General features: G+C 62.4%; 14 protein-coding genes. 7 read left to right on the forward strand and 7 right to left on the reverse strand.

Annotation, left to right across the window (positions count from 1 at the left end; genetic code table 11):
• Window positions 1-34: 34 nt before the first annotated feature.
• The 4 genes from ACIQ17_RS04180 to ACIQ17_RS04195 form a co-directional block, all read right to left on the reverse strand.
• Complete coding sequence (locus ACIQ17_RS04180) at window positions 35-1,198, reverse strand: PQQ-dependent sugar dehydrogenase (RefSeq protein ID WP_398465702.1); 1,164 nt, start codon at window positions 1,196-1,198, stop codon at window positions 35-37.
• Window positions 1,199-1,294: 96 nt separating this feature from the next.
• Window positions 1,295-1,468: a hypothetical protein gene (locus ACIQ17_RS04185; RefSeq protein ID WP_398465704.1), complete on the reverse strand. Its 174-nt coding sequence runs from the start codon at window positions 1,466-1,468 to the stop codon at window positions 1,295-1,297.
• 139 nt (window positions 1,469-1,607) lie between these two features.
• Window positions 1,608-2,261, reverse strand: a complete 654-nt coding sequence (locus ACIQ17_RS04190) for a glutathione S-transferase family protein (RefSeq protein WP_398465706.1) — start codon at window positions 2,259-2,261, stop codon at window positions 1,608-1,610.
• Between the two features lie 174 nt (window positions 2,262-2,435).
• The gene (locus ACIQ17_RS04195; protein WP_398465708.1) at window positions 2,436-3,686 is read right to left on the reverse strand and encodes a glycosyltransferase family 87 protein; all 1,251 of its coding nucleotides are present in this window, start codon (window positions 3,684-3,686) and stop codon (window positions 2,436-2,438) included.
• Between the two features lie 209 nt (window positions 3,687-3,895).
• Here ACIQ17_RS04195 and ACIQ17_RS04200 point away from each other — a divergent pair, with 209 nt between their 5' ends.
• From ACIQ17_RS04200 to ACIQ17_RS04215, 4 genes are all read left to right on the forward strand, one after another.
• The gene (locus tag ACIQ17_RS04200) at window positions 3,896-5,098 is read left to right on the forward strand and encodes a pyridoxal phosphate-dependent aminotransferase (protein ID WP_398465710.1); all 1,203 of its coding nucleotides are present in this window, start codon (window positions 3,896-3,898) and stop codon (window positions 5,096-5,098) included.
• A gap of 119 nt (window positions 5,099-5,217) precedes the next feature.
• Window positions 5,218-5,742: a DUF992 domain-containing protein gene (locus tag ACIQ17_RS04205; protein WP_398465712.1), complete on the forward strand. Its 525-nt coding sequence runs from the start codon at window positions 5,218-5,220 to the stop codon at window positions 5,740-5,742.
• Between the two features lie 187 nt (window positions 5,743-5,929).
• Window positions 5,930-6,406 carry a DUF992 domain-containing protein gene (locus ACIQ17_RS04210; RefSeq protein WP_398465714.1) on the forward strand — a complete coding sequence of 159 codons (477 nt, stop codon included), beginning with the start codon at window positions 5,930-5,932 and terminating at the stop codon, window positions 6,404-6,406.
• A 212-nt stretch (window positions 6,407-6,618) separates the two neighbouring features.
• Window positions 6,619-8,682 carry an elongation factor G gene (locus ACIQ17_RS04215; protein ID WP_398465716.1) on the forward strand — a complete coding sequence of 688 codons (2,064 nt, stop codon included), beginning with the start codon at window positions 6,619-6,621 and terminating at the stop codon, window positions 8,680-8,682.
• Between the two features lie 6 nt (window positions 8,683-8,688).
• On the opposite strand, the gene ACIQ17_RS04220 is transcribed toward ACIQ17_RS04215, so the two are convergent.
• Complete coding sequence (locus ACIQ17_RS04220) at window positions 8,689-8,949, reverse strand: BrnA antitoxin family protein (RefSeq protein WP_398465718.1); 261 nt, start codon at window positions 8,947-8,949, stop codon at window positions 8,689-8,691.
• Window positions 8,936-9,214, reverse strand: coding sequence for a BrnT family toxin (locus ACIQ17_RS04225; RefSeq protein WP_398465720.1), 279 nt, complete (start codon window positions 9,212-9,214; stop codon window positions 8,936-8,938). The genes ACIQ17_RS04220 and ACIQ17_RS04225 overlap by 14 nt, the downstream gene beginning before the upstream one ends.
• A 116-nt stretch (window positions 9,215-9,330) precedes the next feature.
• Here ACIQ17_RS04225 and ACIQ17_RS04230 point away from each other — a divergent pair, with 116 nt between their 5' ends.
• The 3 genes from ACIQ17_RS04230 (at window position 9,331) to ACIQ17_RS04240 (ending at window position 11,615) form a co-directional block, all read left to right on the forward strand.
• A complete protein-coding gene (locus ACIQ17_RS04230) occupies window positions 9,331-9,981 on the forward strand; it encodes a YoaK family protein (protein ID WP_398465722.1) in 651 nt (216 codons plus the stop codon).
• 65 nt (window positions 9,982-10,046) lie between these two features.
• Window positions 10,047-10,898: a shikimate dehydrogenase gene (locus ACIQ17_RS04235; RefSeq protein WP_398465724.1), complete on the forward strand. Its 852-nt coding sequence runs from the start codon at window positions 10,047-10,049 to the stop codon at window positions 10,896-10,898.
• Between the two features lie 96 nt (window positions 10,899-10,994).
• Window positions 10,995-11,615 carry a hypothetical protein gene (locus ACIQ17_RS04240; RefSeq protein ID WP_398465793.1) on the forward strand — a complete coding sequence of 207 codons (621 nt, stop codon included), beginning with the start codon at window positions 10,995-10,997 and terminating at the stop codon, window positions 11,613-11,615.
• Between the two features lie 57 nt (window positions 11,616-11,672).
• Here the strand turns inward: ACIQ17_RS04240 and ACIQ17_RS04245 are convergent, their stop codons facing one another.
• A complete protein-coding gene (locus tag ACIQ17_RS04245; RefSeq protein WP_398465726.1) occupies window positions 11,673-12,812 on the reverse strand; it encodes an L-lactate dehydrogenase in 1,140 nt (379 codons plus the stop codon).
• Window positions 12,813-12,818: the final 6 nt, after the last annotated feature.

The raw sequence follows: 12,818 nt of genomic DNA on the forward strand, positions 1-12,818 counted from the left end.
GCTTTCGCGGGCAATGACAGTGGAGCGGCAGGCCTCACTTCCCTGCGGGCGTAATCCGCAGCAACCGTCCCGACGAACTATCCGTCAGCAGCCACAACGCGCCATCCGGCCCCTGGCGCACATCGCGAATGCGTTCGCTGAGATTTTGCAGGATGCGCTCCTCGGAGGTCACGGCATTGCCGTTCAACTGCAGCCGCACCAGGAACTGGCCGGCGAGGGCGCCGGTGAACAGGCTGCCGCGCCAGCGCGGGAATAGGTCGCCGGTGTAGAAGGCCATGCCGGACGGGGCGATCGATGGCACCCAGTGCTTGATCGGCTGCTCCATGCCGGGCTTCGACGTGCTTTCATGGATCTTGGCGCCGGAATAGTCGATGCCAAAGCCGATCACCGGCCAGCCGTAATTCTTGCCCTTGCCGATGATGTTGACCTCGTCGCCGCCGCGCGGGCCGTGCTCGATTTCCCAGAGCTCGTTGTTGGCGGGATTGATCGCGAGGCTCTGCGCATTGCGGTGGCCGTAGCTCCAGATCTCCGGCCTGGCGCCGTCGCGGCCGACAAAGGGATTATCCGGCGGGGCGGCGCCATCGGTGGTGATGCGGACGATCTTGCCGAGATGGTTGGCAAGGTTCTGTGCTTCGTTGCGACCGCTATAGTGCTCGCCGAGGGTGACGAAGAGATTGTTGTCGGCGGCCTGCACGATGCGGCAGCCGTAATGGTTGCCGGTGGAGAGCGGCCCTTCCTGCCGGAAGATGACCTTCATCTCTTCGAGACGTGGCGCGGCACCATCAATGAGCTTCGCACGCGCGACGGCGGTGCGGCCGCCATTGCCGGCGCGCTCCGAGTAGCAGAAATAGATCGTGTTGTTCTGCGCAAAACCCTTGTCGGTGATGACATCGAGCAGGCCACCCTGGCCGGTGGCCATGACCTCGGGCACGCCCTTCACGGCCGGTGACAATTGGCCCTGTGCAGCGGCGATGCGCATGCGGCCGGGCTTCTCCGTGACCAGCACGCGTCCTTCGGGCAGGAAAGCGAGCGCCCACGGATAGGACAGGCCGGAGGCCACGGTGTGCACGTCCAGCCGGCCGGCCGATGAGCCGAACGACGTCGGCTCGCCACGGCTCGTGGTCGCGATCAGGAATGTCGTCGTCACCACGATCGCGATCATCAGCGAGGTCGTGACCCAAACCACCGGCCGTTTCATCGTGTGCTCTTCATCACGCGAACTCCACCACGGAGACGTCGTCTATGTTGCAATGCATCAGCGCATCGCGATGTTGATATATGAGTTTTGCGACCGTCAGAGCGGCATCGCCGATACGCCCCGGATCGAGATCACGGTGAGCGTGAGGATGACGCAAAGCGACAGGCAGCCGACCGCCAGCGATGCCGCAACGGCGTTGATCAGTCTGGCAGATGCAACGGGCGCGGGGCGTGCCTCAAATCCTGCTCCCGCACGGAGCGACCGTATCATGGCCGTAAATCCTTCAAATCGCGGACGAATCACCCGCGTACTAAAATTTACTGCGAGGACAGGCGAGATTGCGGCGCGAAATGGGGCAACTGTGGCGGGAAAGTGGCATTTAAGCTTTTTATGCTCACGAATGCGCTATTTATGCCCCGGCAATGGCGTCAACGGTATCGTATTCCGTCGAGGTCGGATGCCAGTCCATGGTGATGAAGCCCGGCTGCTGCTCCACATGGCGCAGCCAGCGGCGAATGGACGGGAAGCTTGCGAGGTCGAAATCGCACTGCTCGGCCACATGGGTGTAGGCATAGAGGGCGATGTCGGCGACGGTCAGCTGGTTGGCGGCGAAGAATTCGTGGGTCTTGAGGTGATTCTCCATCACCTGCAGCGCCGCGTAGCCGCGCTCCATCCAGTCGTCGAGGGCGTGGGTCTGCAGGTCGCGGCCGCCGCGGACGAGGCAGAGCCAGAAATAGGCGGCGCCAAGATTGGGCTCCAGCGCATGCTGTTCAAAGAACATCCACTGCATGGCTTCCGCGCGATCCATCCGCGATTCCGGCGCGAGTGACGTGCCGACGGCGACGTACCACAGGATGGCATTCGATTCGGCGAGATAACGGCCTTCGGCGATTTCGAGCAACGGCACCTGGCCGCTCGGATTCTTGGCCAGGAATTCCGGTGTACGGCTCTCGCCGCGCAGGATGTCCACCTCGATGGCGCGATACGGCGCGTCGATGAACGCCAGCGCAAGGCGGACCTTGTAGCTGTTACCAGAGCGCTGCATCGAATAGAGCTTGTACATTCGCCGGGGTCGATCTTTCGGGTGATGCGGGGCGACCTCAGCGTCGCATTGCGCCTAGACAATGATGCCCCGAGGGCCTGCTCGCAAGGGTCGGAGACTGGAAAAAGTCGAAAACCACCAAGGACTTTGTCAGCACTGGCAAACGCGCCTCCACACCATGGGCTTTCGAGAAGATCACGTCGATGCGAGTGGTGCGTCGGCCGCCTTCACGTGTTGGCGAGCTGTCGTCACACGTTGCAGTGCCGCGATGTAAAGTGCGATCAGCGTCGCCCAGCCGAGCGGAATGCCGCTGGCTTCAGCCACCGGTCGCGCCAGCAGCGGCACGGCCCAGGCGGCGGCTAGCAGTGTGATCTCGTAGCGGTGAAAGCCGGAAGTGGTGCCAGCGATGACCATGAAGGCGATGGCCGGGCCAAGCAGCATCAGGTCGTAATCGAGCACATGGGGCGATGCCAGAAGCGCTGCAATCAACAGGATCGCCGCACGCACACTGGTATCAGTTGTAGTGCGCCAGGCCCATGCAGCGCTGATGATCACAACCGCAGTAGCCAGGCCTTGCAGGAGATAGGCCAGCATGATTCCAGCGCTCCACATGCGAGCGACGGCGAATGTGCTCTGCAATTTGGCGAAGCCGACCTCGCCCTGTTCGAGCAGCAACTTGCGCGACAGATCGCCGGTGGCCATGAAAGCCGACCAGATATCGATGCCGAAGATCGCTGATGTGAGGGCGATCAGTCCGATCACGGCTGCTGCGGCGCTTGCGAAGGCCTGCCACTGTCGCGCTGCCAGCAGGGCGAGCGGAATGACCAGCGCGAATTGCGGCTTGTAGGCCATCGATGCGAGCAGGATACCAGCGAGGATGGGGCGCTTCGGCAATGCGAGAAGCGCGCTCGCGAACAGGCCCGCGGTGAGGAAGCCGTTCTGTCCGTGACCAAGATTGATCAGCACCGCGGGAAAAGCGATGGCGGCGAGGAGGCCGGTGTTGCGGATCGCGTCGGGGAGGCGCGCACGGCGAAGGATCGCTGCTGTCGTCATGCCATAGAACAGGCCACTGGCACCCTGCCACACGGCCAGCGCAAGCCAGTAGGGCAGAGCCGACAGCGGAGCTGCAATCAGCAGGAAAATCGGCGGGTAAAACCAGGCATAGTAGGGCGTGCGCTCGCCGAACAGCTGTTGTTCGCGGGCATAGTGAATGGGCGTATCGTAGACCTCGATGGCCCGTCCCTCGCGCGCCAGCGAGCCGGCGGCGTAGAAACTGGAGAAATCGGTGCCGATCGGCTTGCCGTTGCGGTCGATCACCCCGTCGGATCCGAACAGCCAGAGTGCTGAAATGACCACCGTCAACACCAGCAGGATCAGGCTATAGACCCGCGCGCGTTCCGCGGTCAGCCAGGCGCCGCTTCCGATCTGTTGCCGAATACCGGACATTTTCACTCAAAATCACCATTGGCGGCTGCGGGTCAGGCTAACCACGCTCACTTTAAATTTCCCTGAAATTGCATCGCTTCCAGATGGGTTTCGGGCCTGAGCGCCTTGCGATGCCAGGTCGCACGCACTAGGGTGCGCCGATCCCAAGCAGGATCGTAATTTTGTCGCCGCGGACCGCGGGTCTCCGGCTGTTTCCCAAGGAGAAGATGATGTCGTTCTTGTCTAGCGCTCTCGACCGCGTGAAGCCGTCCGCAACGATTGCGGTCACGGATAAAGCGCGTGCGCTGAAAGCCGCTGGTCGCAACGTCATCGGCCTTGGGTCGGGCGAGCCGGATTTCGACACCCCGGCCAACATCAAGCTGGCTGCCATTCACGCCATCGAGGCGGGCAAGACCAAGTACACCGCCGTAGACGGCATTCCCGAGCTGAAGGACGCGATCATCGCGAAGTTTCAGCGCGAGAACGGCGTCACCTACAAGCCGAACCAGATCATCGTTGGCACCGGCGGCAAGCAGGTACTCTACAACGCGCTGATGGCGACGCTGAACCCGGGCGATGAGGTCATCATCCCGGCGCCGTATTGGGTGAGCTATCCGGAAATGGTGGCGCTCGCCGGCGGCACGCCGGTGTCGGTGACCTGCACCGCGGAATTCGGTTTCAAGCTGCAGGCCGCTGCCCTGGAAGCCGCGATCACGCCGAAGACCAAGTGGGTCATCCTGTGCTCGCCGTCGAACCCGACCGGTGCGGCCTACAAGAAGGCCGAACTGCAGGCGCTCACCGACGTGCTCGTGAAGCACCCGCATGTGTGGGTGATGACCGACGACATGTATGAGCATCTGGTCTATGACGACTTCGAATTCACCACCGTCGCGCAGATCGAGCCGAAGCTCTATGACCGCACGCTGACCGTGAACGGCGTGTCGAAGGCCTATTGCATGACCGGCTGGCGCATCGGCTATGCCGGCGGCCCGGCCAACCTGATCAAGGCGATGTCGACCATCCAGTCGCAGTCGACCTCGAACCCGTCCTCGATCGCCCAGTGGGCGGCCGTGGAAGCGCTGAACGGCCCGCAGGACTTCATCGCGAAGAACAATGCCGTGTTCAAGGAGCGCCGCGATCTCGTCGTGGCGATGCTGAACCAGGCCACGGGGATCGAATGTCCGCGTCCGGAAGGCGCCTTCTACGTGTATCCGTCCTGCGCCGGCACCATCGGCAAGACTGCGCCTTCGGGCAAGGTCATTGCCAATGACGAGGACTTCGTGACCGAACTGCTGGAGACCGAAGGCGTTGCGGTGGTGCAGGGGTCGGCTTTCGGCCTCGGCCCGGCATTCCGCATCTCCTATGCGACCAAGACCTCCGACCTCGAAGACGCCTGCAACCGCATCCAGCGCTTCTGCGGAAATCTTCGGTAACGAAAAGGCCTCGAAACTTTTGACGGTTTCGGGGCTTAATTCGGGAAGTGCCTTGTTTTCGACACGGCACTTCCTTCTTGTCCCCCGCACTATCAAAACCCCAAGGTGGAGTTAAGACTATGCGACTTTCCAAGATGTTCGGCCTCGCGGGCATTGCCCTCGCAGCGTCGGTTGCGACCGCAAATGCTCAGCAGCCCGGCCAGGTTCAGGTCGGCGTGCTCGAGTGCCGCGGTGGCCAGAACGTCGGCTTCGTGCTCGGCTCGAATGCTCACCTGAACTGCGTGTTCCAGAGCGCCGGTGGCCGTGCTGAAGGTTACGTCGCCAACATCCGCCGCTTCGGCATCGATCTCGGCTTCACCGACAACACCACCGTTCAGTGGGCGATCTATGCTCCGACCACCCGCGTGCCGCGCGGCGGTCTCGCCGGTGAGTACGGCGGCGTCGGTACCAACGCCTCGGTCGGCGTCGGCTTCGGCGGCAACTTCCTCGTCGGTGGCCCGAACAACCTGTACGGCCTGCAGCCGGTGTCGGTGCAGGGCCAGGTCGGCCTGAACGTGGCTTCCGGCATCGTCCAGCTGCAGCTGGAATCGACCGGCCCGATCAGCGGTCACCGCTACAAAAAGCAGCGTCGCCATCGCCACTAAGGCGATCTCGTGATCGCTTTGCGATCACCTGGTTTCTTCAAGAAACGGCAAGGTTAACGAAAGGGCTCGCGCAAGCGGGCCCTTTTTGTTGCACCCTCTGCGCGTGGCACGTTGTCATTGAGCGGTATCATTGGCTATGGATAGTCGATCGACATCCTCACTTCCGTGCATCACCCGGAGATATTCGATGACTCGCCTGTCTGCGCTTCTTCTCGGCATTGCGACCACCGCCGTCCTCACCGCCTCGCAGGCGCAATCGCAGCAGGGCGTCCAGCTCGGCGTGTTGAATTGCCGTGGCGGCGCCAGTGTCGGCTTTGTCGTCGGCTCCGTGACCAATCTCGGCTGCGTGCTCACCGGCACCGGCCGGCCGGATCAGCCTTATGTGGCGACCATCCGCAAGGTCGGCCTCGATCTCGGCATCACCGAGGAAACCGCGCTGTCCTGGGCTGTGTTTGCGCCCGTGAACTACAGCGGCCCCGGCGATATCTCCGGTAACTATGCCGGCGCGCAGAGCAGTGCGTCCTTCGGTGTTGGTGTCGGCGCCAATGTCCTCGTGGGCGGTTCGCAGAATTCCATCGCGCTGCAGCCGCTGAGCTTGCAGGGCTCGGTCGGTCTCAATGTCGCGGCAGGCTTGCAGAGCCTGGAGCTGCGTCCGGGGCGCTAGCGCCATCTGATGGTCGCAAAGGCGCACTTGAGCCTTGCCCACCGTCAAGTGCCATAAACGTGATGGTGGGGATGCTGTGCTTTGCCCACCTTCGGCCCCTCAGCCTGTCGCCGCGATGCAGCAACATTTCCGGCTTGCCAAATTCCCTGACCGGGCGGAGCATCCAATCGCCGACCCAATCATGGGCCGAGCTCCAGACCAGGAGGCGGCGTATGGGACAAGACCTGAGAAGTCCCCCAATCCCTTTTAAACCCAGTGGTCCACGATGTATTGCACTCGTGGGCCCTTTCCAGAGCGGAAAAACATCCCTGCTTGAAGCGATCCTTGCGCGGACGGGAGCGATCCCGAAAGCGGGAAACGTTGAAAGCGGCACGACCGTCGGCGATGCGACAGCCGAGGCGCGGGCGCACAAGATGGGTGTCGGGCTCACCGCGGTGACGACCACGTTCATGGGCGACGACTACACGTTCATCGATTGCCCCGGCTCGGTTGAATTCGCACAGGACATGCGCGCGGCGCTGCCGGCGGTCGATGCCGCGGTAGTCGTCTGTGAGGCGGATGAGCGCAAGCTGCCGCAATTGCAGCTTGTCCTGCGCGAGCTGGAAGACCTGCATATTCCCCGCTTCCTGTTCCTCAACAAGATCGATCGCGCGCATAAGCGCGTGCGCGAGACGCTGGCAACCTTGCAGCCGGCCTCGCGTGTGCCGCTGGTGTTGCGGCAGATCCCGATCTGGAACGGCGATCTCGTTGCCGGCTTCGTCGATCTCGCGCTGGAGCGCGCCTTCGTCTATCGCGAGCACAAGGCATCGGAAGTCGTAACGCTCGATGGCGATGATCTCGATCGCGAAAAGGAAGCGCGTTTCCAGATGCTGGAGAAGCTCGCGGATCACGACGATGCTTTGATGGAGCAGTTGCTCGACGACATCGCGCCACCCGCCGATGCAATATTCGACGATCTTGCGCGCGAGTTGCGCGAGGGCTTGATCTGTCCGGTGCTGATCGGCTCGGCAATCCGCGAGAACGGTGTGTTGCGGCTGATGAAGGCGTTGCGCCATGAGGCGCCGGGCGTCGCGGATACCGTGAAGCGGATGGGATTGCGTGAGAGCAAGGATGCGCTCGCCTACATCTTCAAGACCAGCCATCTGCAGCATGGCGGCAAGCTGTCCTATGCGCGTATCCTGCAGGGGCACATCGATGACGGCGCGACCGTGCTGGCCTCTTCAGGCGAAAGCGGTCGTGTATCGGGTATCCTGTCGCTGGCCAACGGCAGTGACAAACGCAGCCACGCGCAGGCTGGCGATACCGTTGCACTCGGCAAACTCGATGCGCTCAGGACAGGCGATACGCTCGGCACAAGCAAGTCTGCGCCGGACACGCTGCATCTCGGCGAGCCCGTGTCGCCTGTGCTTGCGATGGCGCTGGCATCGATCGATCGCAAGGACGATGTGAAGCTCGGCCAGGCGCTGCAGCGCCTGACCGAGGAGGATCCATCGCTGTCGTCCGTCATCGATGCGCAGAGCCACGGCGTCGTGCTGTGGGGACAGGGCGAAATGCATCTACGCGTTGCCATGGAACGGCTGCGTGATCGCTTCGGCATCAACGTGAAATCGCATCCGCCGGCAATCGGCTATCGCGAGACCATCCGCAAATCGATCACCCAGCGGGGCAAGCACAAGAAACAGTCCGGCGGCCACGGGCAATTTGGTGACGTGTTGCTGGAGATCGGCCCGCAATCCCGCGGTGAGGGCTTTGTGTTTCAGGAGAAAGTGGTCGGCGGCGCCGTGCCACGCAACTACATGTCCGCCGTGGAGGAGGGGGTCGTCGATGGCCTGGCGCGCGGCCCGCTTGGCTTTCCCGTGGTGGACGTGAAGGTCACGCTGACCGATGGCTCCTATCACAGCGTGGATTCGTCCGATCAGGCGTTTCGCACGGCGGCGCGGATCGGCGTCAGCGAGGCCCTGCCGCATTGCCAGTCGGTGCTGCTGGAGCCCATCCATGCGGTGGAAATCGTGTGTCCGAACGAAGCCACGGCGAAGATCAATGCGATCCTGTCCGGCCGGCGCGGGCAGATCCTGGGCTTCGACACCCGTGAAGGATGGGCAGGCTGGGATGTCGTTCGCGCGCAGTTGCCGGAAGCGGAGATCGGCGACCTGATCGTCGAACTGCGCTCGGCCACCGCGGGGGCAGGCAGCTTCACCCGCAGCTTCGACCATATGGCCGAGGTGAACGGCCGCACCGCCGACCAGATCGTCGCGGCGCATCGCGTGGCGGCGTGAGGTTCGTCAGGCGAGTTTTTTCGCGGCCTTGCGCAGATCCGCGTTGATGCGGGTCTGCCAGCCGCTGCCGGTCCTGCGATAGGCGGCGAGGATGTCCTGATCGATCCGCAGTTTGATCGCTTCCTTCGGCTGCGCCAATGGCGGTCGGCCGCGCTTGATGATCTTGTCACCGTGACGAATCTCGGCGCGATCAAGCATCTCGTCGGTCAATTGCGGCGCATCATCATATTCCGCGTCGGTGATCTCGTGCGCATCAAGCTTCGTCAAATCGCTTTTGATAGATCGCTTTTTCGCGGGCATTGCATTTTCTCATCGACATCACATGCCGCGCTTCGCCGCGCGGCGTCCATACGACCATCACCATGCGTCCAGCGAGGAAACCGATGGTTTGAAAGCGCTGCTCACCATAGTCGCGACGCCGATCTTCCAGGTTGATGGTCGGGCCGTCGAACACGATGACGGCATCGGCGAAGTGTATCCCTCGCTCGTCGATGGCCGTCTGGCACTTCGCGGGATCATAGGTGACCTTCACGCAATTAAATGTACCCCCAATAAATATTCTGAGTCAACAATGCTCGCCCACAGCTCTTGCCCTCTCGCCATCGCTTTTGAATAAATGCGGTAACGAGGTGGGGATTACGGGCGACCATGCTGACTGTGAGAAGCAATCTTGCGCTGGCCTGTGCCTTGAGCGCGCTGGCCGGCTATGTCGATGGCATCGGCTTCATTCATCTGAGCGGGCTGTTCATCTCCTTCATGAGTGGCAATTCGACCCGGCTGGGGGTGATGATCGCCGAGTTCAACTGGCCGAAGGCGCTGGAGGCGCTGAAGCTGATTGCACTATTCGTGGTCGGTGCCGGCCTCGGCAGCCTGATCGGTCATGGCCGTGGCCGGCATCGCCGCTGGGTATTGCTCCTGGCGGAGGCGATCCTGCTGGGGGCGGGCGCTACGGCATATGAGCTGGATCTCTCCGGCTACACGGTGGTGGCTGTGGTGCTGGCGATGGGTCTGGAAAATGCGATGTTTCAAGCCGAGGGCGGGACGACGGGGATCGCGCTGACCTATATGACCGGAACGCTGGTCCGGATCGGACAACTGCTTGCTGTTGCGTTGCAAGGCGGGCCGCGTTTGGCCTGGTTTCCGCATCTGTTGCTCTGGAGCGCGATGGTGACCGGCGCGGCGATCGGCACCACGGCCTATCTGCATGTCCATCTTGCGGCGGTCTGGTTTGCTGCAGGTGCAGCATTGTTGATCGCTGCGATCGTTGGACTTGCGGCATGGCGCAAGCCTGCCCGATGATCGCCATCAGCTCCATGCATGATTCTCATGCGACGACCGCTTCCGGTTGAAGCGAAGGAACGACCATGTCTGATGCCACCAAGCCCCGCGCTGCCTGCCTGATCGGTTGGCCGGCCGCGCATTCGCGCTCGCCGCTGATCCATCATCACTGGCTGCGTCATCTGGGCATCGAAGGTGGCTATACCATCGAGTCCGTGCCGCCCGAAGAGGTGGCGGATTTCGTGATGAACCTGTCGCGGCGCGGCTATATCGGGGCCAATGTCACCATCCCGCACAAGGAGCGCGTGCTGAAGCTGACGGCGCCGGATCGCCGCGCACGCGCGGTCGGTGCGGCCAACACGCTGTGGTACGATCACGGCACGCTGCGCGCCACCAACACGGATGTGGAAGGCTTCATCGATAATCTCGATCACTGCGCGCCGGAATGGGACCAGGCGGATGATGCGCTCGTGCTCGGCGCCGGCGGTTCTTCGCGTGCCGTCGTGTTCGGGTTGCTCGAGCGCGACATCAAGCATGTCTATGTCGCCAATCGCAGCATCGAGCGTGCGCGGGAGATGGCAAAATTGTTCGGCGAGCGTGTGATTCCGCTGGCGTGGGAAGACGCCGCCAGCAAGCTGCCGCAGGTCTCGCTGCTGGTGAACACCACGTCGCTCGGCATGAAGAGGCAGCCGGAACTCGTGATCGATCTCGGTCTGCTGCCTCCTGAAGCCGTTGTCGCCGATCTCGTTTACGTGCCGCTGGAGACGCCACTGCTTGCAGCAGCGCGGGCGCGTGGCCTGCGCACGGCCGATGGGCTTGGCATGCTGCTCTATCAGGCGGTGCGCGGTTTCGAATTGTGGTTCGGGCAGCGTCCCGACGTCACGCCCGAACTTCGTGCCGAGGTCGAGGCCGATCTTATGGCAGCATTGCCTGCATGATGTTCTCACAGTGACGTGAGGACGGAATAGCGTTTTCCACACAGGGTTTCCATTTGAAGGCTGGGCAAGCTTTCAAGGAAACTCACTATGGTTGGAATGATCCCGACTTCTGCGCGCATGCTCGCAGGCGTGGCGCTCGCTGCATCTCTCACTGTTTCGGCCGCATCGGCGCAGCAGGCGCAACCGTCCAATATCCGCGGATCGATCGAGAGCGTGGATGGCGCCGTGCTGAACATCAAGGCGCGCAATGGCGGCGAGCGCAAGGTCCGCATGTCCGACAATGTGATGGTCACCGGCATCACCAAGGCCGCGTTATCCGATATCAAGAGCGGTGATTATGTCGGCGTCACCGGCATGCCGCAGGCCGATGGGACGCAGAAGGCGATCGCAATCCATATCTTCCCGGAATCCATGCGCGGTCTCGCCGAAGGCTCGCGGCCATGGGATCTCAGGGCGAACAGCAGCATGACGAATGCCACCGTCGATCAGAAGGTCGAGGCGAAGGATGGTCAGACGCTGACGGTGAAATACAAGGACGGCGAGAAGAAAGTCACCGTCGAGCCGACCACGCCGATCGTGACCTTCGTGCCGGGCAGCAAGGATGAGCTGAAGCCGGGCGCGCAGGTTATCATCGTGGGTGCGAAGAAAGCAGCGGATGGCAGCTTCGAAACGGCGCGAGTGAATGTCGGCCGCGACGGGCTGACGCCGCCGATGTGAGAGTGAGTTGTGCCGTAGGGCGGATGAGCGAAGCCAATCCGCCCTACGGTCGCAGTTTCACTGCACCAGCACGCGCTTGTCGATATCGGCGATGCTGTTCACACCGCACAGGCCCATCGTCACGCTGAGTTCGTTGCGCAGGATGTCGAGCGCCTTGGTGACACCCGGTCCGCCATAGGCGCCGAGGCCATAGACATAGGCGCGGCCGATCATGCAGGACTTGGCGCCGAGTGCGAGCGCACGCATTACGTCCTGGCCCGAGCGGATGCCGCTGTCGAACATCACCTCGATTTCGGAGCCGACAGCATCGACGATCCCCGGCAGCACCGAGATCGACGACGGTGCACCATCGAGCTGGCGGCCGCCATGGTTCGACACCACCATCGCCTGCGCGCCGACCTTCACCGCCTCGCGCGCATCCTCGATGTCATGGATCCCCTTGATGATGATCTTGCCGGGCCAGATGCTGCGGATCCAGTCGAGATCCTTCCAGTTCAGCGTCGCGTCGAATTGCTGCGCGGTCCATTGCGACACCGATTCGAGATCGTCGGTGTTCTTCACGAAGCCGGCGATATTGCCGAAGTTGCGGCGCTTGGCCTGCAGCGTGCGCATCAGCCAGGCGGGATGGCTGACGAAGTCGATCATGTTCTTCAGATTGTAGATCTGCGGCGGCACCGACAGGCCGTTCTTGATGTCCTGATGGCGCTGGCCGATCACCTGCAGGTCGACGGTCAGCACCAGGGCGCTGCACTTGGCCTTCATGGCGCGCTCGATCAGCTCCTTGATGAAGCCGCGGTCCTTCATCACATACAGCTGAAACCAGAACGGCTTCTCGACATTCTCGGCGAGGTCCTCGATCGAATTGATCGACATGGTCGAGAGCGTGTAGGGGATGCCGAAAGCCTGTGCTGCGCGGCAGGCGTGGATTTCGCCATCGCCATATTGCATGCCGGTGGAGCCGACCGGCGCGCAGATGAGCGGCATCGTCGCCTTCTCGCCGAGGATCGTCGTCGAGGTGTCGCGGTTGGCGATGTCGACGAGGATGCGCTGGCGGAATTTCAGCTTCTGCAGGTCTTCGGTGTTGGCGCGAAAGGTGTCCTCGCTATAGGAGCCGTGATCGACATAGTCGAAGAAGGCCTTCGGCACATTGCGCTTGTGCTCGATACGAAGGTCTTCGATGCAGGTGATATGCTTCATGAAGGC

The organism is Tardiphaga sp., assembly GCF_044340795.1.
Taxonomy (GTDB): Bacteria; Pseudomonadota; Alphaproteobacteria; order Rhizobiales; family Xanthobacteraceae; genus Tardiphaga.